This is a genomic window from Pseudomonas paraversuta (assembly GCF_904063065.1).
In the GTDB taxonomy this organism is placed as follows: domain Bacteria; phylum Pseudomonadota; class Gammaproteobacteria; order Pseudomonadales; family Pseudomonadaceae; genus Aquipseudomonas; species Aquipseudomonas paraversuta.
In genome coordinates, this window is sequence record NZ_CAJFCL010000016.1 from 21607 (window position 1) to 43425 (window position 21819).

The 21819-nt window shown below is 60.8% G+C and carries 20 protein-coding genes; 15 read left to right on the plus strand and 5 right to left on the minus strand.

Annotated features, from left to right (window positions below):
- Positions 1–10 precede the first annotated feature (10 nt).
- From JQ845_RS22355 to JQ845_RS22415, 13 genes are all read left to right on the plus strand, one after another.
- Positions 11–889: an SDR family oxidoreductase gene (locus tag JQ845_RS22355; RefSeq protein ID WP_003446455.1), complete on the plus strand. Its 879-nt coding sequence runs from the start codon at positions 11–13 to the stop codon at positions 887–889.
- 82 nt (positions 890–971) lie between these two features.
- Positions 972–1757, plus strand: coding sequence for an SDR family oxidoreductase (locus JQ845_RS22360; RefSeq protein WP_003446457.1), 786 nt, complete (start codon positions 972–974; stop codon positions 1755–1757).
- Positions 1758–1766: 9 nt separating this feature from the next.
- Positions 1767–2237 (plus strand): MaoC family dehydratase, encoded by a 471-nt coding sequence (locus JQ845_RS22365; RefSeq protein ID WP_203009478.1) that lies wholly within the window; start codon positions 1767–1769, stop codon positions 2235–2237.
- Between the two features lie 9 nt (positions 2238–2246).
- On the plus strand, positions 2247–3455 hold the full coding sequence (locus JQ845_RS22370; protein WP_003446462.1) for an acetyl-CoA C-acyltransferase: 1209 nt from the start codon (positions 2247–2249) through the stop codon (positions 3453–3455).
- A gap of 193 nt (positions 3456–3648) precedes the next feature.
- On the plus strand, positions 3649–5004 hold the full coding sequence (locus JQ845_RS22375) for an MATE family efflux transporter (protein WP_003446464.1): 1356 nt from the start codon (positions 3649–3651) through the stop codon (positions 5002–5004).
- Between the two features lie 284 nt (positions 5005–5288).
- Positions 5289–6269 (plus strand): WD40/YVTN/BNR-like repeat-containing protein, encoded by a 981-nt coding sequence (locus tag JQ845_RS22380; protein WP_161719719.1) that lies wholly within the window; start codon positions 5289–5291, stop codon positions 6267–6269.
- A complete protein-coding gene (locus JQ845_RS22385) occupies positions 6266–8698 on the plus strand; it encodes an efflux RND transporter permease subunit (protein WP_003446467.1) in 2433 nt (810 codons plus the stop codon). The genes JQ845_RS22380 and JQ845_RS22385 overlap by 4 nt, the downstream gene beginning before the upstream one ends.
- Before the next feature lie 166 nt (positions 8699–8864).
- Positions 8865–10109 carry a helix-turn-helix transcriptional regulator gene (locus JQ845_RS22390; RefSeq protein WP_369826381.1) on the plus strand — a complete coding sequence of 415 codons (1245 nt, stop codon included), beginning with the start codon at positions 8865–8867 and terminating at the stop codon, positions 10107–10109.
- A 52-nt stretch (positions 10110–10161) separates the two neighbouring features.
- Complete coding sequence (locus tag JQ845_RS22395) at positions 10162–10929, plus strand: SDR family oxidoreductase (protein WP_003446472.1); 768 nt, start codon at positions 10162–10164, stop codon at positions 10927–10929.
- Between the two features lie 16 nt (positions 10930–10945).
- Positions 10946–11779 (plus strand): SDR family NAD(P)-dependent oxidoreductase, encoded by an 834-nt coding sequence (locus JQ845_RS22400; RefSeq protein WP_010657366.1) that lies wholly within the window; start codon positions 10946–10948, stop codon positions 11777–11779.
- A 244-nt stretch (positions 11780–12023) separates the two neighbouring features.
- A complete protein-coding gene (locus JQ845_RS22405) occupies positions 12024–13061 on the plus strand; it encodes a Rieske 2Fe-2S domain-containing protein (RefSeq protein ID WP_003446476.1) in 1038 nt (345 codons plus the stop codon).
- Between the two features lie 28 nt (positions 13062–13089).
- Positions 13090–14265 carry an MFS transporter gene (locus tag JQ845_RS22410; RefSeq protein WP_203009479.1) on the plus strand — a complete coding sequence of 392 codons (1176 nt, stop codon included), beginning with the start codon at positions 13090–13092 and terminating at the stop codon, positions 14263–14265.
- Between the two features lie 75 nt (positions 14266–14340).
- Positions 14341–15369, plus strand: coding sequence for an AraC family transcriptional regulator (locus tag JQ845_RS22415; RefSeq protein ID WP_127196671.1), 1029 nt, complete (start codon positions 14341–14343; stop codon positions 15367–15369).
- Positions 15370–15466: 97 nt separating this feature from the next.
- Here JQ845_RS22415 and JQ845_RS22420 read toward each other — a convergent pair whose 3' ends face one another.
- The 5 genes from JQ845_RS22420 to JQ845_RS22440 form a co-directional block, all read right to left on the minus strand.
- Positions 15467–16990: a SulP family inorganic anion transporter gene (locus JQ845_RS22420; RefSeq protein ID WP_003446481.1), complete on the minus strand. Its 1524-nt coding sequence runs from the start codon at positions 16988–16990 to the stop codon at positions 15467–15469.
- A gap of 73 nt (positions 16991–17063) precedes the next feature.
- The gene (locus JQ845_RS22425; protein WP_127196762.1) at positions 17064–17792 is read right to left on the minus strand and encodes a carbonic anhydrase; all 729 of its coding nucleotides are present in this window, start codon (positions 17790–17792) and stop codon (positions 17064–17066) included.
- A gap of 268 nt (positions 17793–18060) precedes the next feature.
- Complete coding sequence (locus JQ845_RS22430; RefSeq protein WP_203009480.1) at positions 18061–19116, minus strand: permease; 1056 nt, start codon at positions 19114–19116, stop codon at positions 18061–18063.
- A 100-nt stretch (positions 19117–19216) separates the two neighbouring features.
- Entirely contained in the window at positions 19217–19438 is a 222-nt protein-coding gene (locus tag JQ845_RS22435) for a YgdI/YgdR family lipoprotein (RefSeq protein ID WP_161719726.1), read from the minus strand.
- 286 nt (positions 19439–19724) lie between these two features.
- Positions 19725–20399: a histidine phosphatase family protein gene (locus JQ845_RS22440; RefSeq protein WP_003446489.1), complete on the minus strand. Its 675-nt coding sequence runs from the start codon at positions 20397–20399 to the stop codon at positions 19725–19727.
- Between the two features lie 207 nt (positions 20400–20606).
- Here JQ845_RS22440 and JQ845_RS22445 point away from each other — a divergent pair, with 207 nt between their 5' ends.
- Positions 20607–21311 carry a YoaK family protein gene (locus tag JQ845_RS22445; RefSeq protein ID WP_165439689.1) on the plus strand — a complete coding sequence of 235 codons (705 nt, stop codon included), beginning with the start codon at positions 20607–20609 and terminating at the stop codon, positions 21309–21311.
- Between the two features lie 85 nt (positions 21312–21396).
- A partial coding sequence (locus tag JQ845_RS22450; protein ID WP_203009481.1) for an electron transfer flavoprotein subunit beta/FixA family protein occupies positions 21397–21819 on the plus strand: 423 nt, incomplete at its 3' end.

The following is a 21819-nucleotide window of genomic DNA, read 5'->3' on the forward strand; positions in this document are numbered from 1 at the left end:
GAGCATTGACATGGCAATTTGTGCAAACCGTACCGTGATCATCACCGGCGCTGGCGGCGGCCTGGGCCGCGCCTATGCCCTGGCTTTCGCCGGGGAGGGGGCCAATGTGGTGGTCAACGACATTCGTCGCGAAGCCGCTGAAGAAGTGGTCGCCGAAATTCGCCAGGCAGGCGGCCAGGCCATCGCCAACGCCGATGACATCACCACCACCGCCACCGCGCAAAACATCGTCGATGCCGCACTGGCGGCGTTTGGCGAAGTGCATGTGCTGGTCAATAACGCGGGGATTTTGCGCGACCGGATGTTTATCAGCCTGGGTGAAGACGACTGGGACGCGGTGATGCGGGTCCATCTCAAAGGCCACTTCTGCCTCGCCAACATCCTCGGCAAGCGCTGGCGTGACCTGGCCAAGGCCGGTCAACCGGTGGCCGCACGCATCATCAATACCAGCTCGGGGGCCGGCTTGCAGGGCTCGGTGGGACAGTCCAACTACAGCGCCGCCAAAGGCGGGATTGCCGCCTTGACCCTGGTACAGGCCGCGGAACTGGCGCGCTACGGAGTGACCGCCAATGCCCTGGCCCCGGCGGCCCGTACCTCTATGACCGAAAGCGCGATGCCGGACGTGGTGAAGAAGCCTGACGACGGCGGCTTTGATGCCTGGGCCCCGGAAAACGTTGCGCCGCTGGTGGTGTGGCTGGGCAGCAGTCTGTCGGGCCATGTGACCGGGCAAATCATCGAAAGCCAGGGCGGCAGACTGTCCCTGGGGGATGGCTGGCGCACCGGTGTAACCCGGGACAAGGGCGCGCAATGGCAGCCCGAAGAAGTGGGCGTGGCCATGGCCCAGATCCTCGCTGAAGCCCCCGCCCCGCAGCGGGTCTGGGGCAGCTGACACGAATGCCCCTGTGGGAGCTGGCAAGCCAGCTCCCACAAGGTTGCGCATGTTGTTTCGTTAGAACAAGAGAATTTCTGCCATGAGACAAGCTCCTCCCTATGTGCCTGGTCACCAGTTGCTGGCCGGCAAGTCGATTTTGATTACCGCTGCCGCCGGTGCCGGTATCGGTTATGCCGCTGCCAAGCGTTGCGCCGAAGAAGGCTGCCGCGCCTTGATGATTTCTGATATCCACCCGCGCCGCCTCGAAGAAGCGGTTGAGCGCCTCAAGGCCGAAACCGGGTTGCAGGCGGTGTACGGGCAACTGTGCAACGTCACTGTCGAAGCCGATGTTCAGGCGCTGGTGGCCGCTGCCGAAGAGGCGCTGGGCGGGGTCGACGTACTGATCAATAACGCCGGCCTTGGCGGTCAGGTACGCCTCACGGAAATGACCGATCAACAATGGTCGTCGGTACTCGATATCACCCTGACCGGCACCATGCGCATGACCCGCGCCATGCTGCCGCATATGGAACGCCGTGGCGCCGGTGCCATCGTCAACAACGCCTCGGTGCTGGGCTGGCGTGCGCAAAAGGAACAGGCCCACTACGCCGCGGCCAAGGCCGGGGTCATGGCCCTGACCCGTTGCAGCGCCCTGGAAGCCGCGGAGAGCGGGGTGCGGATCAACGCCGTGGCGCCGTCGATCGCTTTGCACGACTTCCTGAAAAAAGCCTCCAGCAGCGAATTGCTGGAGCAGCTCACCAGCCGTGAAGCCTTTGGCCGCGCCGCCGAAGTCTGGGAAGTGGCCAACGTCATGGTGTTTTTGGCCAGTGACTACGCCTCGTACATGGTCGGCGAAGTGCTGCCCGTCAGTTCACAACAGGCTTGAGGTGAGGCAATGAGTACGCTTTTTAGCAGCGCCGGGCAGTTACTCGCCGCACAGGGGCTGGATCTGGGGCGCACCGACTGGCTGCTGCTGAACCAGGAGCGGATCGACCTGTTTGCCGAGGCAACGGGGGATCACCAGTGGATTCATGTTGACCCGGTGCGCGCCGCCAGCGGCCCGTTTGGTGCCTGCATTGCCCACGGTTATCTGACCCTGGCGCTGGCCAATCTGTTTATGCCGCAGTTGATGCAGTTCGCCAATCTGGCCATGGGCGTCAATTACGGCAGCGACCGGCTGCGTTTTCCGGCAGCGGTCAAGGTGGGTTCGCGGGTACGCGGGCATGGCCAGATCCTGCGGGTCGAGGCCTTGGGCGATGCGTTGCAGGCGGTGGTGCGCATCAGCGTCGAAATCGAGGGCAGCGAGCGCCCCGGCTGCGTGGTGGACACCATCAGCCGCTACACCTTCAACCCTATTGAACAGTGAGCCTTGAACATGAATTTAAATGACGTTGTGATCGTATCCACGGCCCGCACCGCGCTGAGCAAATCCTTCCGCGGTTCGTTCAACGACACTGAAGCACCGGTGCTCGGTGGCCATGTGGTACGGGCGGTGGTAGAGCGTGCCGGTATTGAGCCGGGCTCGGTCGAAGACGTGATCATGGGCGCCGCCGCACAACAGGGCACCCAGGGCTACAACATCGGCCGCCTGTGCGCCAATACCGGGGGCTTGCCCGACACCGTGCCGGGCATGGCTATTGATCGCATGTGCGCCTCGGGCCTGATGAGCATCGGCGTGGCCGCCAAAGGGATCATGACCGGCGAAATGTCGATTGCCGTTGCCGGGGGGGTCGAGTCGCTGTCCCTGACCCAGAACAAGTACAAGAACACCTACCGGGCCCAGTCCGAAGCGGTGCTGGAGTGCATGCCGACGGCCTACATTCCGATGCTTGAAACGGCCGAAATCGTGGCCCGACGCTACAGCATCAGCCGCGAAGTGCAGGACCAGTACTCCCTGCAAAGCCAGCAGCGCACCGCAGCCGCACAGGCCGCCGGGCTGTTCGCCGATGAAATCGTGCCTTTGGCTGCGCGCAAGCTGCTGTTCGACAAGGAAGGCAAGCCCAGCGGTTATCAGGACGTGATTGCCGACCGCGACGAGTGCAATCGCCCCTCCACCACACTGCAAGACCTGGCCGCCCTGAAACCGGTCTGGAAAGACGGCAAGTGGGTGCAACAGGGCGAGTTCATCACTGCGGGCAACGCCTCGCAATTTTCTGATGGTGCCGCGGCGGTGCTGCTGATGAGCCGTGCCGAGGCGAAACAGCGCGGGATCGAAGCGCTGGGCACCTACCGCGGGATTGCGGTGAGTGGTTGTGCGCCGGAAGAGATGGGCATTGGTCCGGTGTTTGCGATTCCCAAATTGCTCAAGCGCTTTGGCCTGACCGTATCCGACATCGACCTGTGGGAGATCAACGAAGCGTTCGCCTGCCAGGTGGTGTACTGCCGTGATTTTCTGGAGATCCCCAATGACCGCCTGAATGTGAATGGCGGGGCGATTTCCATTGGTCATCCGTTTGGCATGTCGGGTGCGCGGATGGTGGGCCACAGCCTGCTGGAAGGCCGTCGCCGTGGCGCCAGGTTTGTGGTGGTCGCCATGTGTATCGGCGGCGGCATGGGCGCGGCGGGGCTGTTTGAATTGAACTGATCTGGAACTAGACCTGGACCTGGACCTGTAGGAGCGAGCTTGCCTCGCGAGCTTTTCCACGGAGCGACACAGAGCTCGCGAGCAAGCTCGCTCCTACAGAGAACGCAGGCTGTGATGGGGGACATGTTTGGTAACGCTTTTTGCGACCTGTGGGGTATAACGCCTTATGGCTTTTCAATAAGGACAATCCGTTATGCAAACCCCTTCACAAAGGCCGCTGTGGCAGATCTATCTGATCTTCCTGGCGCCTATGGTGCTGTCCAACTTCCTGCAGGGGTTTTCCGGCACCCTTAACGGAATCTATATCGGGCAGATGCTGGGCACTCACGCACTGGCAGCGGTGTCGGGAATGTTTCCCGTGCTGTTTTTCTTTATTGCTCTGGTGATTGGTCTGGGCGCCGGGGCTTCGGTGCTCATCGGTCAGGCCTGGGGGGCCGGCGAGACGTCCATGGTGAAGCAGATCACCGGGGCCACATTGACCCTCGGTGCGCTGGTCGGGCTGATCGCTGCAGTGCTCGGCAGCGTGTTTGCACGACCTGCCATGCAGGCGTTGGGCACTCCGGCCGATGTGCTGGATGAAGCCGTCGGTTATGCCCAGGTAATGATGCTGATCCTGCCCTTGCTGATGGTGTTCATTCTGTTCACCCAACTGCTGCGCGGGGTGAGCGATACCCTGTCGCCGTTGCTGGCGCTGATGGTATCCACCGCGGTGGGCCTGCTGCTGACCCCGGCCTTGATCAAGGGCTGGGTCGGGCTGGCGCCCATGGGTATTCAGAGCGCTGCACTGGCCGGTCTGGTGGGCAACCTGTTGGCCATGCTGTTTCTGGGCTATCGCCTGCGTCATAAAAACAGTGTGATGGCACCGGACCGCGAGCTGTGGGCTGCGCTGCGCCTGAACCGGGAAATTCTCGGCAAGGTGCTGCGCATCGGTTTGCCCACCGGGGTACAGATGGTGGTGTTGTCGCTCTCGGAGCTGGTGATTCTGGCGCTGGTCAACAGCCACGGCTCCCAGGCCACAGCCGCCTATGGCGCGGTGACCCAGATCGTCAATTACGTGCAGTTTCCGGCGCTGTCGATTGCCATCACGGCGTCGATTCTCGGGGCCCAGGCAATCGGGGCAGGGCGCAACGAGCGTATCGGGCCGATCCTGCGTACCGGCATGCTGATCAACCTGTGCCTGACCGGCGCTCTGATCGTGCTGGGCTATGTGTTGTCGGACTGGCTGCTGGGGCTGTTCATTACCGATGTCGATGCGCGGATTCGGGCCGAGCACCTGTTGCACATCATGCTCTGGAGCATTCTGGTGTTCGGTTTCCAGGCGGTGATTGGCGGCATCATGCGTGCCAGCGGCGTGGTGCTGGTGCCCATGGGCATCACGATTTTCTGCGTGTTGTGCATCGAACTGCCGGTGGCCTATGCCCTCAATGCCCACTTCGGCCTGGAAGGGGTGTGGATGGCGTTCCCGGTCACCTACCTGGCGATGCTGGGATTGCAGACGGCGTATTACCGTCTGGTATGGCGGCACAAGCAGATACAGCGTTTGGTCTGAACCCGTACCCCTGAAACCCTGTAGGAGCGAGCTTGCCTCGCGAGCTGTTGGCCATTTTAAAGCCCGCTCCTGCAGATATGTACATATGCAGATACATAGAGAGGCAAGTCAGGCCGTCCGGGCTAGGCCATTTGGACGATGTGCCCGTGACCCACCAGTCCGAAGATCGAAGGCAGGTTCTAGGCACCTCGCCGCCGAGGTAGCCAGAGCATCCACGATAATAAAAAGAGGACTGGCTGCATGAACTCTGCCCAGCAACTGAATCGTGCAGCGAGGCTTCGACCATGCGTGCAATGATCGGCTATCTGGTTTGCCTGATTGTCGCGGCAACCGTCGTTTTCACCTTCACTCCCCATCCTGCACCCGTTGTCGCCTCTGCTCAGTTGCGTCCCGATCGTCTGCAGATCAACGGCATGCTGTACCTCGATCAGCGCGTGGTGGCTGTGGGTGAGCGCGGCAATATTCTGCTCAGCGACGACCAGGGTTTGTCCTGGCAGTCTGCCGTGGTCAAGCCGCAACGTGACTTGACCCTCACCGCGCTGGTGCAGCTGTCGGACAAGACGCTGTTGGCTGTCGGCCATGATGGCTGGATTTTGCGTTCCGCAGACGGGGGCGCGAACTGGACTGAAGTGCGTCACGACGATGAAGTCGCCGAGCCTTTGCTGGGAATCTGGAATGCCGGAGGCAAGCACGTGCTGGCGTTCGGCAGTTTTGGCAAGTTTTACCAGTCCGATGATGACGGCCGTACCTGGCAAGCCCAGCCGCTGGAAGTCGACAGTGCCCACCTGAACGGCATGGACGGCGGCGCGGATGGCCGGCGGATGCTGGTGGGCGAGCAGGGTCTGGTGATGCGCAGCGACGATGGCGGGCGCAATTGGCAGAAACTGCCCGCGTTCTATAACGGGTCACTGTTTGGCGTGGTGCGTTTGAGCCCCGACCGCTGGGTAACCTACGGCATGCGCGGGCATGTCTTTGTCAGCCAGAACTTTGGTCAGAGCTGGGATCCGGTAGCGGTGGGCAATCAGTTGCCGCTCTATGGCCATGCCCTGTTGCCCAACGGCGGCGGGCTGTTGATAGTTGGCGCGGGCAGTTCCGTGGTGCGTCTGGATGGCAATGGCCATTTAGTCAGTGCCAGCCGCTTGCCCGGTCTGGGCACCTTGACCTCGGCGGTGCTGGTGGGCTCACAGCGGTTGCTGGTGGGCGGTGAGCGCGGGGTATTCCAGGGCACTGATGGCAGCGTTGCTGCGTTGGGAGATGCCAAATGAGCACGGCTAAATCTGCAGTTGACCGCGTCGTCGAGCGTACCGCCGACCTGTTGATCGCCTGGCGCAAGGGGTTGCTGGCACTGTTTGTGTTGCTGACCCTGGCCCTGGGCTACAGCGCCACCCACACTCAGCTCGATCCGGGCTTTAACAAGCAAATCCCGGTGCGCAACGAGTTCATGGTCAATTTCCTCAATTTCAGTCAGTACTTCACCGGTGCCAACCGTTTTCTGGTCAGCGTGAAGTGGAAAGGTGAGGGCGATATCTATAATCGCGAGTACCTCGACACCCTCAACAAAGTCACCGGCGACGTGTTCTTTATCAACGGCGTCAGCCGCGCCAGTGTTACCTCCTTGTTTACCGCCAATGTGCGCTATATCGAAATCACCGAAGAAGGCTTTTTCGGGGATGTGGTGGTGCCGCCGCGTTTTACCGGGTCTGGCGAAGACCTGGCCCAGGTTCGCAGCAATATTGCCCGCTCGGGGCAGATCGGGCGGCTGGTGGCCAATGACCTGAAGTCATCGATGGTACGTGCCGACTTGCAGGACCTGGACCCGCAAACCGGCAAGCCGGTGTCCTATGCCGAGGTCGCCAAGCGGCTGGAGGACATTCGCGCCAAATACAGCAACGATGATATCGAGATCAATATTGTCGGCTTCGCCAAGCTGGTGGGGGATGTGATTGAAGGTTTGACCACGGTAATCAGCTTCTTCGTGATTGCCTTTGTGATCACCGGCTTGATGCTGTGGCTGTATTCCCGCTCCTGGCGCCTGACGCTGGTGGCGTTGGTGGTGGCTTTGCTGCCGGTGGTGTGGCTGCTGGGCCTGCTGCCTTTGCTGGGGCTGGGGATCGATCCGATGTCGATTCTGGTGCCGTTCCTGATTTTCTCCATTGGCGTGTCCCACGCGGTGCAGATGACCAATGCCTGGAAGCAGGACGTGCTGGCCGGCAGCCCTTCGGTACAGGCGGCCCACAGTGCATTTTGCAAGATTTTCATTCCCGGCTCGCTGGCGTTGCTGATGAACGCACTGGGCTTTGGCGTGATCATGCTGATCGATATTCCCATCGTCCATGAGTTGGGGGTGACTGCCTGTATCGGCGTGATGCTGATGATCATCACCAACAAGTTGATGCTGCCGATCATCCTTTCTTATCTGAAGCTCGAACCCCGCGCTCTGGCCCAGGGGCTCAAGGCTGCCGGGGGCAAGCATGCACTGTGGTGGCGGCTGTCGGCACTGGCCGAGCCCAAACCGGCGCTGGCGGTGTTTGTCATCAGCCTGTTGCTGCTGGGTGTGGGTGCCTACAAGGCGCGGGATCTGGCCGTGGGCGATATCGGCGTCGGGGCTCCGGAGTTGCGCGCCGATTCACGCTACAACCAGGACAACCAGAAAATCATTAACAGTTACTCCATCGGCCTGGATGTGATGTCGGTGTTTGTTCAGGTCAAAGGCATTGAAGAAGGCTGTCTGGCGCCGCAGGTGATGCGCGCGATCGAGTCGTTCGACTTCCAGATGCGCAGCGTGCCCGGCGTGCAGTCGGTGCAGAGCGTGGCCGGCATGGGCAAGAACGTGATTGCCGGCAACAACGAAGGCAACCCGCGCTGGTCGGCCATTCCGGGCTCCGAGCGCGGTTTGAGCCAGGGCGCACGGGCCTATATGCCGGACGACGGACTGGTGACCGAAGGTTGTCAGCGCATGCAGATTCTGGTGTTCCTGACCGATCATGAGGGGGCGACCGTCAGTCATGTGGTCAAGGAAACCCAGCGCATCATTGCCGGCCTGCAAACCCCTGAAGTGCAGTTCCTGATGGCCGGCGGCAATGTGGGGGTGATGGCGGCTTCCAACGAGGCGGTGAAACAGGCCGAAGTGGTGATGCTCGCCGCCCTGTTCGGTTCGGTGGCGCTGTTTTGCTGGCTGACCTTCGGCTCGTTTCGTGCGGTGCTGTGCATTCTGGTGCCGTTGGCGATCGTGGCCATTCTGTGCAACGCCCTGATGGCGACCCTGGGCATAGGCCTGAAAGTCGCGACCCTGCCGGTAATGGCGCTGGGAGTCGGGGTGGGGGTCGATTACGGAATTTATCTGTACGAGCGCATAGCCCATGAAATGGCTGACGGCAAAGATCTGCGCAATGCGTTTTACCAGGCCATGTGCCAGCGTGGTACGGCAGCGGTATTTACCGCACTGACCATGTCCATCGGTGTGTGTACCTGGGCTTTTGCGCCGCTCAAGTTCCAGGCTGACATGGGCGTGCTGCTGTCCTTTATGTTCTTGGTCAACGTGCTGGGGGCGATCTTCCTGCTGCCGGCCCTGGCTGCCTGGTTCAACCTGGGACGGCCGCTGGTCAAGGTCAGGACTGTGGTTGAACCACAGGCCCATGCCGGGCATTACCCGCTCAAGCAGAGCGTGTCTGCCAAGGATCAGTCAAACCGTTGAAATAGAGGGTTGGCCGGGCTTGTATGCCGGTCAACATAAAGAAATACTGAGTCGCTTTTGCGCAGGGTTGACGGAGCATCCCGCTTCTGCGCAAAGGCAAGTCGCTAGTCATAAAAACAATAATGAGGGCAGGTCTTTGAATCTGGCCCAATGCGAGGAAATGTCCGTGGATACAGTGACCCTGAATCACCAAACCCTGACCAGTCTGGGACTGGATTTGTCCGATTACGATCAAATGATCGGCAGGTTTTATGATGGAGCGCTGGACCCTAAGGTCATGGGCCGTACCCTGTGCGCCGTGCGTGAAATGTTTGCTGCCAACTATGCGACGCTGATTCTGCGGGTGCCGGATCAACCGGACCTGGGGTTGATGATTGTGGCGGGTGACATCGAAGGCGAGGGTGAGCTGACCTACCAGACGTACCCCCAGACCAACACGCCTTTTGCCGGCCAGGCCCTGGATCAGGTCTTCACCGTCGAGGACCTGATGAGTGAGTCGGACTGGACCCACTCTGCCTATTTCAAAGCCTATTGCGGGCCGCAAAACGTGTATCACGTGATGGGCGCCGACATCTCCACCCCGGACGGCGGCAAGCTGCGTTTCCGGATCACCCGGCCTAAAACCTCGCCCAGATTTTCCACTGCGGAACGTGCCCTGTGCGGCATGTTTTTGCCCCATTTGCGCCGCGCCCTGCACCTGCACAATCTGCTGGACCGCAGTGAGTCCATGAGCGAGCTTTATGCCCAGGCCATCAGCCGGCTGTCGGTGGCGACCATTGTGCTCGACGAGACCGGCAAGGTACTGCGCCTTAACCCGGTGGCCGAAGAAATCCTTAAAAGCGCCGATGGCCTGAAACTGGTGGGCGGCCGACTGGAGGCCACCTATCCCAGCGACAACCGCGAATTGCAGCGTCTGGTCAAACACGCGTTCAGCCCCGAAGTACGCGAGGGCGGGTTGACCGCCGATGCCATGTCCGTGACCCGGCCTTCGGGTCAGGTCAGCCTGGGCCTGGTGGTGGAGGCGATTCCGTCGCTGGAATGGGCTGAGGGCAAGAGCAAGCCGGCGGCAGTGATCTATATCCGCGATTCGGTGGGCAAGTCCCTGGCCAGCGAAGTGGTGACCAAGCAGTTGTTCAACCTGACCAAGGCCGAAACCGCGCTGGCCATGGAGCTGGCGAACGGCTTGTCCCTGGAAGAAGCGGCCGAGAACCTGAACATCCGGCGCAACACGGCGCGGGCACACTTGCGCTCGATCTTTTCCAAAACCGGTGTGCGCCGTCAGACCGAGCTGGTAAGGATTCTGCTGAACAGCGTGGTCGCGCTGGGAAAGCCCAAGTGCGCCTTGCGGGGGGATGAGTCGGTGATTGTACCGGCGCCGCAGTTGGCGCGGCCCGTTCGTAAAAGCGCTTAAGCACTCACGTCAGTCAGGCTCGCGGTGAGCCTGCATTATCAAGGAAAGTCTTATGCCAGTTACAGCTGTCAGCGGTTCCGCTTCCGGGATCGGCGCCGCCGTGTGTGCGCAATTGCGGGCTGCGGGGCACCGCATCATCGGAATTGACCGGGCCAATGCCGAGGTGGTCGCCGACCTGTCCACCCGTGACGGGCGCCGGGCGGCAGTGGCCCAGGTGCTTGAACAGTCTGGCGGTGTGCTTGACGGGCTGGTGTGCTGTGCCGGACTGGGCGTTACCGCGTCTTCCAGCAGCCTGGTGCTGGCGGTGAACTATTTTGGCGTCAGTGAATTGCTTGACGGCCTGGCCGATGCGTTGGCCAAGGGCGAGAACCCGGCGGCGCTGGTGATAGGTTCAGTGGCGGCCACCCAGCCCGGTGCCGATCAGCAGCCAATGGTTGCTGCGCTGCTCGCCGCTGACGAAGCGCAGGCCCTGCAACTGGCCGATGCCCTCGGCCAGCCGCATGTGGCCTATGCCAGCTCCAAGTACGCGGTGACCTGTGAGGCCCGGCGCAAATCGGTGCAATGGGCCAGGCAGGGAATCCGTTTGAATGTGGTTGCCCCTGGAGCCGTCGAGACTCCGCTGCATCAGGCCGCCAAGGATGACCCGCGGTTTGGCAAGGCGGTGAGTGATTTTGTTGCGCCATTGGGGCGCGCCGGTCATCCCGAGGAAATCGCCCGGGTGGTGGCGTTTTTGCAGTCGCAGCAGGCCAGCTTTGTCACCGGCAGCGTGATCTTTGTCGATGGTGGTATGGACGCGATGGTGCGTGCGCAACGCTTCTGATTTTTGAGGAACCCCTATGAACAAAGTGGCATTTATTACCGGCGCCAGCCGTGGCATCGGGCGTGAAACAGCTCTGGCATTCGCCCGTGCAGGTTTTGATCTGGCCATTAGCGCGCGCAGTCTGGATGAAGGTGAAAGTCATGTGCACGGCTTGCGCAACCCGGACGGCACGGCACTGCCCGGCAGTCTGAACGGCACCGCGGCAGAGATTCGCGAACTGGGGTGCAAGGTTCTGGTGGTGCCCATGGATCTGCTCGACAGTGACTCGGTACTGGCCGCCAGTGAGGCGGTGTTTGCCGAATATGGCCGGGTGGATGTGCTGGTCAACAATGCGATTTACCAGGGCAGCGACCTCAACTCGCCCTTTATGGAGTTGCAGCCCGAGACCTTGCAGCGGGTGTTTCAGGGCTATGTGCTGACCCCGTTTTTGCTGACCCGGGCGGTGGTCGGGAAAATGCTGGAGCAGGGTGGCGGGGTGGTGATCAACGTCACCTCCGGGGCCGGAGAAACCGACCCTCCAGTGGCTGCCGGCAAGGGTGGCTGGGGCTATGCCTATGGTGCAGGCAAGGCTGCGGTGTCGAGGTTGTCGGGTATTTTGTCGGTGGAACTGGGTGAGCAGGGGATACGGGCTTATACCCTCAACCCCGGGGTTGTGACCACTGAGGCGCTGCGTGCAACCATTGGCGATAAAGGCGTGATTGCCCTGCGCGCCGGCTCTGCGCCGCCAGAGGTTCCGGCGGCGGTGATGCTGTGGTTGGCGACTGACGAAGCCGCGCGCGATTACCAGCGTCAAACCATTCACTGCCAGCCGTTTGCCCGTGAGCACGGGATAGTTGCCGACTGGCGCTGATACGCCGGGCTCCTGCAGGGGTTATGCATTTTCATGGCTGCACTCTGCAGGAGCGGGCTTGCCCCGCCACAGGATCGGCGGGCTGTCTGTGCCTTGGCCGGTTGCCTGCATCGCCGGCAAGCCGGGCTCCCAGAGGATTTGTGCAAGTCCTGTCTCTAGTCCATCTGAACGATGAGCCCGCCTTCCGCCTCGGTGAAGATCAATCAGGCACGCGTCCTGGTCCCTAACCTGAGGAATAATAAAAATGACTAAACTCGCTGAAATCCACGTCGAGAATGCGTTAGCTCCGCGCTTTGGCCGGGGATGGCATTGCCTGGGCGAGGCGGATGAATACCGTGATGGAAAATTACATACCCTGAACATCTTCGGCTCCCGCCTGCTGGCCTACGCCACCTCCAAGGGCGAGATCAGTGTGCTCGACGCCCATTGCCCGCACATGGGTGCCGACCTGTCCCAGGGCACTATCGAGAACGACCGTGTGGTCTGTCCTTTTCACCATTGGCAGTACGAAGCCAGCGGGAAATGTGTCGAGATCCCGTATTGCAAGCGTATCCCGCCCAAGGCCAAAACCCGCGCCTGGCTGACCTGTGAAGTGAACAAGCTGCTGTTTGTCTGGAACAACCCGGAAGGCAAGCCGCCCGCTGAAGATGTGGTGATTCCGCACCTGCCGGAAATGGACAGCGATGAGTGGCTGCACAGCTGGCATCTGGACAAGATGATCATCGACACCAATCCTCGCGAGTTGGTCGACAACCTGGTGGATGCCCAGCATTTCGGCCCGGTGCACGGCACGCCGACCAAGTATTTCCACAACGTTTTCCAGGGGCATATTGCCGAGCAGATTTTCCATGGCGACTCCGAGCGCCTGGGCGGGGATCTGGTGGCGGAGTCGGCCTATTACGGCCCGGCCACTCACCTGACCCGCATGCGCGCCATGTTCGATGGTCAGGAAATCAAGTCCATTCTGCTCAACTGCCACGTGCCGATCGGCCCCAACAGTTTTGAACTGCGTTTTGGCTGCATGGTGAAAAAAGTCCCGGGCTGGAGCGATGCGCAAAACGAAGCGCTGGCGCTGGATTATGTGCAGCGTAACCGCGATTCGTTCTATCAGGACGTTGATATCTGGACCCACAAAGTCCGGGTCAATAATCCGGTTCTGGCCGAGGGCGACGGCCCTGTGTATCAGCTGCGCGAGTGGTATCAGCAGTTCTTCACCGATGAGGCCGGCGTGCCGGCGAGCATGGCCGAACGCCGTGAAATCACGACCGTTGATCAACGCTGATTGATCAGCTCAGGGAAGGGCACTGCCAATGATGTTGAATCAACGCAAAACGCTGGTGTTTATGCTGGCCGCGAGTCTGGCATCGACCATTGGCGGTTTGCCTTTCAATACGCTGCCTATTTTGCTGGGTTCACTGGCGGATAGTTTTGGCTTTGCAGCGAGCCAGATCGGCTTGCTGGGGTCTGTGTGCTTTACCGGTTATCTGCTGGGTACCCTGGTGGCCGTGGGCTTTATTGACCGTTGTAACTGGCGCGCACTGACCTTCGGCTGTGCGCTGGGCGCGGCGCTGGCGTTGCTCGCCTCCTCGCAGTTACCTGCGGCTGCGCAGTTGCCCTTGTGGGCCCTGATCGGTTTTTTCGCAGCGCTCATGACCTGTCTCGGGTTACGCATCATGGCCGAAATGCCTGACAAGGAGCGGGCCTTGGGTATGCGCCAGGGCATTGAACTCGGTCTGGTGGCACTGGTGCTGTTTGTCCTGCCCTCGCTGGTGATTGCCCATTTTCACTACGCAGGGGCTGCGCTGGTGTTGGCGGCAATGATTCTGTTACTGAGCCTGAGCGCATTTGCATTGCCCGGGCGCAGTGATTTCGCGGTTGATCAAGCGAAAGACAGTTCCCTTCAAGGCCGTTTTCGCTTCCCGGTGCCGGCATATTGGGCCCTGGGCTTTTTCTTCGTGTTTGGCGCCGGTCAGATTGGCCTGTGGGCGTTTCTTGAACGCCTGGGGCATGGGCTGGATGTGGCACCGGCGCAGATGGGGGTGGTGTTTGCGGTGCTCAAGTTGCTGGGCGGCGCGGCTGCCCTGGCGCTGGCCCTGATCGGCGACCGCCTGGGGTCGCGCTGGCCGCATTTGCTGGTGTTGGCCGTGATTGGTGCCGGCTTGCTGTTGTTGGCCTATGCCCAGGGCTTTGTGATGTACGCCCTGGGGGCCTGGATCTGGGAAGTGGGTTTTTGCTGGGGCTGTATTTACCAGAGCGCCGCTGTCGCCAGGCTGGATCCGAGCGGGCGCGCGATCATGTTGGTACCGGCAGCGTTCGCCCTGAGCTCGATGGTCGGACCGGCCCTTGCCGGGCAATTGGTCGCCGGCGGGTTTGACGGGTTGTTGTGGCTGGCACTGGGCACGGCCGTGGTGCCAGTGCTGGCCTTTGCCGGATTACTGGCCAGTCGCCTGACGCTGCGGCCGTTGGCGCTACCCGCACAAGGCTAAGGTACTACTGGCTTTTTGATCCGTGCTGCTTAAGATGTCTGACATCTCAAGGTCACCGGGCTTGGATCAGGGCCAATGCTGAACAAAGACACCATCTCTATTCATCTGGTGCGTGAGGCGCTGCTGCAGAGCTGCGCGCCGGGCAAGGCCATGGACGAAGTGCTGCATAAGGTCGGGATCGACCCGCAGTTGCTCGGTCAGCCGCAGGCCCGGGTGCCTGCGGTTGTTTATGCGCGCCTGTGGCGACTGCTGGCGCGACGCCTGGATGATGAGTTCTTTGGCATGGACCCGCGCAAGCTCAGGTATGGCAGCCTGGCGTTCATGTCGCGCGCGGCCATGGTCCAGCCCACCCTGGCCCAGGGGCTGGAGCTGGTACTGGGGTTTCTGTCGTTGATGCTCGAACGCATGCCTGCGCGTCTGGTACGCCAGCAGAGCCTGGCGGAAATTGTCTTGCATGAATCTGACGCCGGGTCGGGCCGCGCTTTTACCTACTTCACCTACTGGATGATCGTGCACGGCGTTGCCTGCTGGCTGGCGGGCCGACGGATTCCGATCATGGCCATCGAGCTGCGCTGCGCGGCGCCTGATTACTGCGAAGATTATGAAGTGATGTTCTCCGCCAACCTGCGTTTTGACCGCCCGCGTACGCGGATGATCTTTGCCGCTGATTGTCTGGCAGCCCCGATCAAGCGCAGCCCCGAGGAGTTACAGAGCTTTCTGGCCCAGGCGCCGGCCAATATCCTGGTCAAGTACCGTGATCCGCAAAGTCTGGGCAGTCAGATCAAGCAGGATTTGCGGCAATTGCCTGCGCATCAGTGGCCGGAAACCGGGGGCATGGCCCAGCGGTTGTGCATGTCGGCTTCAACCTTGCGTCGGCGTCTGGCGGAGGAAGGGCAGACCTGGCAAGGAATAAAGGACAGTGTGCGCAAGGAGCTGGCTATTGGCTGGCTGGCAGAGCCGCAACTGAGCTTTGCCGATATTGCGCTGCGCCTGGGCTTTGCCGAAACCAGCTCGTTTTACAAGGCGTTCCGCAAATGGTCGGGGACCAATCCGGGGCATTATCGGAGTTTGATTTTGCAGGGGGCGGAGTCCCCGACGGCGTAGGCACGGATGGATAATCGATCGCTGTGCAATCGATCGATCGCAGCCTTGCGCAGCTCGTCAGCGACTACGCAGGTTGCGATCGGCGACGCGGTTGTCGTTAAGCCGAGCCTAGCCCTGTAGTCGTGCGTATCCTGCCTTCCAGGCGACGCTTGAGGCCCCGTGGTTCGATCATCAGTCTGGATCCCTTGGCCGCATTGGCCCGGCCCCATTCCTCAAACAGTTCCAGGCACGAGTGGTCGATATAGCTCAGGTTGTTGAGTGGTACATGCACGCTGCTACCGGCAGGCACCCGCGACAGTATCTGGGTCAAGGCCGGAACCTTGAGGAAGGTTGCCGCGCCGGTCAGGCGTAACTCCATTTCACCCGCCACGGGCAGTTCAATCAGGCTGATCTTGAGCCTCGATGCCTTCCACGCCAGTTTCGCCAGGGTCAGACCAAAGCCCACCAGTACCCCGGTCAGCAAGTCGCTGAAGATGATCGCCAGCGCTGTTGCCGCGTAAGTAAACATCGGCATCCGCCCATAGCGCCCAAGACCACGAAACGCCTTGAGATCCACCAGCTTGATCCCGGTATAGACCAGTACACCCGCCAGGCTCGCCACCGGAATGCTTTGCAGCACACTGGACAGCAGCAATACAAAAGCCAAAAGCCAGACGCCATGGAACATCGCCGAAAGCCGCGTCGTGGCACCTGCCTGTACATTGGCCGAACTGCGCACTATGACGCCGGTCATCGGCAAGGCTCCGACCAGGCCACACAGCATGTTGCCGACACCCTGCGCCGACAGTTCTTTATCGAAGTCGGAGCGCTGGCCATTGTGCATGCGGTCAACGGCTGCCGCCGAGAGCAGGGTTTCGGCACTGGCGATAAACGCCACGGCGAACGCCGCAACCAGCAGGCTGGGATCGGCCAGGTTGAGCAGGTCGGCAGGGCGTAGCCAGTCGATGGCGTCTGCCAGGTTTTCCGGGACTTGCACGCGCTTGACCTGCAAGGCCAACAGCAGGCTGGCACCCGTGGTCAGGCCCACGCCCAGCAAGGCGCCGGGGACAAAACGCAATTTATGCGGGCGTAATTTATCCCAGGCCCACATCACCAGCATGGTGGTCAGGCCAAGCAGGCCGGCTTGCCAGCCAAGACCGGGAATGGCCTCGGCCACGGCGGCCGGGAAGCCTGTCAGGTTGTCCAGCCCCGACGGTTGGGGGACGCCGTCGAGCATCACATGCACTTGTGACAGTACGATCAGTACCCCGATCCCGGCGAGCATGCCGTAGACCACGGCCGGGGCCGTAACGCGGAACCAGCATCCCAGGCGCAGACGCCCGGCCACCAGTTGCAGAAAGCCGGCCAGTAGCAGGATCGGCCCCAGCATGGCCATGCCGTGCTGGCGCACCAACTCGAAGACCAGGACTGCCAACCCGGCGGCCGGACCACTGACTTGCAGCGGTGAGCCGGCCAACCAGCCGACGACCAGGCCGCCGATGATCCCGGTGATCAGGCCTTTGGCCGGCGGCATCCCGGAGGCGATGGCAATGCCCATGCACAAGGGCAGGGCGACCAGAAACACCACCACCGAGGCCAGCAGCTCCCGTGGCAGTACAGCTTTTAATTGTGCAGCACGCATGATGATTCTCCCTGAGGTTTATTGAGGCGCATCCAGGCTTGTCTGAACTGTGTAATGCGGTGGCAAGGAGGGGTCAGAAGCGCGCTCTGGGGGTCGCGCAAGGGATGTCTTGCAGGTTGTCCAAAGGCAGAAAACAGCCGCGCTCGGCGTCGTAGGCTTTGATCTGACTGGTTTCGATGTTGTAGACCCAGCCATGGATGAACAATTGTCCGTTGGCCATGCGCGAGGCCACGGACGGGTGAGTGCGCAGGTGCTGCAACTGGGCAATCACGTTTTCTTCGGTGAGGGCGTGCATGCCTTCGGCTTCATTGGCACAGGCACAGTTCTCCTGGACCATGGTTTTGGCAACTTCGGCATGGCGCAACCAGGCTTTGACCGTGGGCATTTTGTCCAGGCTGCGGGGGTTGAGCACAGCACGCATCGCGCCACAGTCGGAGTGCCCGCAAACGATGATGTGCTGCACGCCCAGTGCCAGGTTGGCGTATTCGATGGCCGTTGATACGCCGCCGTTCATCTCGCCGTAAGGTGGCACGACATTGCCGACGTTACGGGTCACAAACAAATCTCCGGGGGCACTCTGGGTGATTAATTCGGGGACGATGCGTGAATCTGCGCAGGCAATGAACATTGCCCTTGGTCGTTGGGCCGTGGCCAGTTTTTTGAACAGGTCTTTCTGTTGCGGAAAGACCTCCCGATGAAAATGTAAAAAACCTTCGACAATAAGGTGAAGCGCTGCGTCGGCATGTTCCGTTTCGGGAGGGGAACATGCTGCAGCCGATGACTGTGTGACTTTATTATCCATCATTCAACCTCTGTGGCAGAGCGGGTTAATAGTTAATGCGAGTCATTTGTGACTCGCCGGTCACACTAGCGCGCGAAACTTAACTAAACCTTAATGGGCCGCTCTAGAACAAGGGTTTGATGATGTTAAAAGGCAACTACAGTGGCGGTGTGAGAGGGGGTAGGGCGACCGTGGTGCCTGGGTCGCGAGCAGGCTTTTTATGACACAGAGCTCGCGAGCAAGCTCGCTCCTACAGGGTAGGGGGCAATAGCAGCCCCCGGTGCAGGGTTCAGAGCAACCACATCCCCGCCAGACCGCTGAGCACGCCCACCAGCATGGTCATCAGCGCCACGCTGATCAGGACCCGGGCGTCGAAGTCTTTGCGCAGCATCAACAATGACGGCAGGCTCACGCTCGGCAAGGTCATCAGCAGCGCTACGGCAGGGGCGGTGCCCATGCCCAGTGCCATCATGGTTTGCACAATCGGGATTTCAGCTGCCGTCGGGATCACGAACAGGGTGCCGATAATGGCCAGCGGTACCAGCCATATCAGGCTGTCGCTCATGGCACCGTCCACATGGGGGAACAGCCACACCCGCGCCGCGCCCAGCAGCAGGACTGCCAGCAGGTAGACCGGGATGGTGTTCCAGAACAGTTGCCACAGCGTGCGGCCCCAGCGGCTGAAGAAATTCTGCTGATCGATCACGCTGGCTTCCGATACGGCATCCAGGGCTGCTTCAGGGATGCTCTCGGGACGCGAGATGCGCTGCGCAATCAGGGACACGCCGATCACCAGTATCACCCCTGCGACCAGACGCAGCGCGGTAAAGCCCCAGCCCAGTACAAAGCCCATGAACACCAGGGTGGCCGGGTTGAGGACCGGGTTGGCGATCCAGAATGCCAGTGCCGCACCGACCGAGACTTTTTGCCGGCGCATGCCGGCGGCCACAGGTGCGGCGCAGCAGGTGCACATCATGCCAGGCAGGGCGAACAGGCCGCCGCGCAGGGTCGAACCCAGCCCGGCCTTGCCAAACAGGCGCAGTAGCCAGTCGCGGGGAATCAGGACCTGAATCAGTGAGCCGAGAATGACCGCCAGGACGGCTGCTTTCCAGATCGCCAGGAAATACACCTTGGCATAGGCCAGTGCAGCGGCAACGGGTTCGCCCTGATTGTCGTTGAGGATCGACGCACCGATGCTGTGGTTATCGGCGGCGACAAACGCCTTGAAGTAGTAGGGCGACCATTTGACGTAGTACAGACCGATCCCCGCGACCAGCAGGAACAGCAAAGGCTTCCACCAGAATGACCAGCCCCGGGCGGGTCTGGGTGAGGAGAGACTGGACATAAAGAATTACCGAACGCTGGGAAATAGCGCGGCATCATACCTGAGCGCACAGTCCGGGGGGTGGCTGCTTGCCCAGGAGCAACTTGCCAGTGACCGGGGGTCAGTCCGATTTAACGGTGGCGACGTCAGCGGCCTTGATTTTGATGTGCTTGCCGGCAATGTCGACGAATTCGTAAAAGCCATCCTTGCCGGTGGTTTTTGGCTGGTCTTTGGTCAGGTATTGCGTGCCGTTTTGCAGGGTCACGACCGTAGGTGCTGCACAGCCCGCCAGGCCCAAGACAGCAGCCAGGAGTAAAGGCAAACCGATAACGTTGATCTTCATGCAAGTACCTTGGTTCGTTCGCAAATAAGCAGTTGGTCGTGCCGGGCCTGATGCAATGGCCAGCGTTGAAAGTGGTTGCCGCATGTGACCGCTTTTTACGTCGGGAGTGCGTCATGGGCAGAGATAAATTTTAAACGGCCGGTGCATCGCGACCGGGCCCGCAGCGTGGGCCGTATTAAACGCCAGCAGGCCCGGGAAAAGCCAGAAACTGTGGTACGTCACTGGTTTTACAGCGATTGCAGGGCGGCGGCGAGCATGGCCCCGGGCTCGATCAGGAGCAGATCCGTCAGGTCGGGCAACCTTTGGCGCCATTGTTCAGGCCCTGCTTGTCCACCCGGCTAAGGAGGCTGGCCTTGCCGTCTTTCCAGGTCAGGGTCAGCACATACAGGGAATCAAAGTCACCGCCGGACCAGTCGTCAGTCAGCGTGGTCTTTTTGCCCAGGGCTTTGCTGGCGACGCCGTTGATCAACTCGGGCAGATAGCCATGGGACCATGCGGTGTAGATGGTTGCATTGTGATACTTGTCGTCAGTCAACTCGTTGGCCAGGGCCCGGGTATCGTTGGCCGAGTACTCCAGATTGATCGGCAAACCCAGTTTGATGGCGCTGGGATTGATGGTCATCAGCGGCCGGACATAACTGTAGGCGTCATCGTCGGCGCCTTCTTCAACCTGGCGCGAAGGGTCGGCGGCAAATACGTAATCGGCCTTGCCATAGCGTTGTGGCAGCAGGGTCGCCAAATCTATGGCACGGTTCAGTCCCTGGCAATTGAGTTGTCCAAGACCGTCGGCAGGTTTTTCCGCATGGCGCATGAAAACCAGTGTCTGCACACCGTCTATGGGTTGGGCAAAAACTTTATCGGCATGCACTGCCAGCGTGATCGCACCGGCGACGAGTAGCGCGGGGATGACGCCGAGCAGATAAGGCTTGAGTCGGGGGGTGTTCCAAACAGCTTTGGTCATGGGGCTCTTCTGGTTAGGTCCATTAAGGCTGACCTGCCTGGACGCGGCGAGTGGGGGTTCTCGGGCGTTGATCCCTGTCGTGTGTAAACGTCCTATGATTCTCCTCCTTGAGTCAAAGTGTCTATTAGACGCCTTTTTCGATATTGGTTCGGTTATACCTGTGCAATATGGGGATTTTCTTACAATTTAAGCCTGAGGGCCCGATCGATGCTTCCTGTGCCACTTAGAAGGTCCAGCAACCCCCTTCATCAGCGTGTGCGTGCCTGGCGCGGCCGGGTGGGGCTGGGGTTGGTCGCAAGTTTGTCGGTACTGGCGGGCATGACCGATGCCATCGGCTTTCTGGCCACCGGCGATTTCGTCTCGTTCATGAGTGGTAACACGACCCGAATGGCAGTGGCGATTGGCGAGGGTGATGGGTCCATGGCGCTACGCCTGATCTTTGCCGTGCTGGCGTTTATTACGGGCAACGCCGTGGGTGTTTTGCTGGGGCGTTTGAGCGGTCGCCGGGCGTTACCCTTGATGCTGGTGATTGCCGGTCTGTTGTGCACGGCGGCGCTGTTGCCGTTCGATACCCGGGTTCCGGCATTGCTGGCGGCAATTGTGGCCATGGGCATGCTCAATGCCGCTGTGGAGCAGGTTAACGGCCTGCCGGTGGGGCTGACGTATGTGACCGGCGCGTTGTCGCGTTTTGGCCGGGGGCTGGGGCGCTGGATGCTGGGGGAACGGCACAGCGGCTGGCGGGTGCAACTGGTGCCCTGGACCGGGATGTTGCTGGGAGCTGTACTGGGGGCATTGCTGGAGGCGCACTTCGGGCTTCGGGCCATGCTGTTCAGTGCCGGTTTTGCCACCGTACTGGGGCTGGTGTCGCTGAAGATTCCGCGGCGCTGGCAGCGAGATTACATGCCGCGCTAGGCGGCTTGTCTAACCCGAATGGTCGATACGCGGGTCAGTGCCTGCAGGATAAGCTGGGGCACCAATAGCCATCGGGGGAGAAATAATGAAGGTGCTGGCCTGTATCAAGCGAGTGGTCGATTACAACGTCAAGGTTCGCGTCAAAGCGGACAACTCCGGCGTTGACCTCGCCAACGTCAAGATGTCGATGAACCCCTTCTGCGAAATCGCTGTGGAAGAAGCCGTGCGCCTGAAAGAGAAAGGTGTTGCGACTGAAATCGTCGTCGTCTCCATCGGCCCGACCACGGCTCAGGAACAGCTGCGTACCGCGCTGGCTCTGGGTGCCGATCGCGCCATCCTCGTCGAATCTGCCGAAGACCTGACCTCGTTGGCCGTGGCCAGGTTGCTCAAGGCCGTGGTCGACAAGGAACAGCCGCAACTGGTGATCCTGGGCAAACAGGCCATCGACAGCGACAACAACCAGACCGGCCAGATGCTGGCTGCGTTGACCGGCTACGGTCAGGGCACC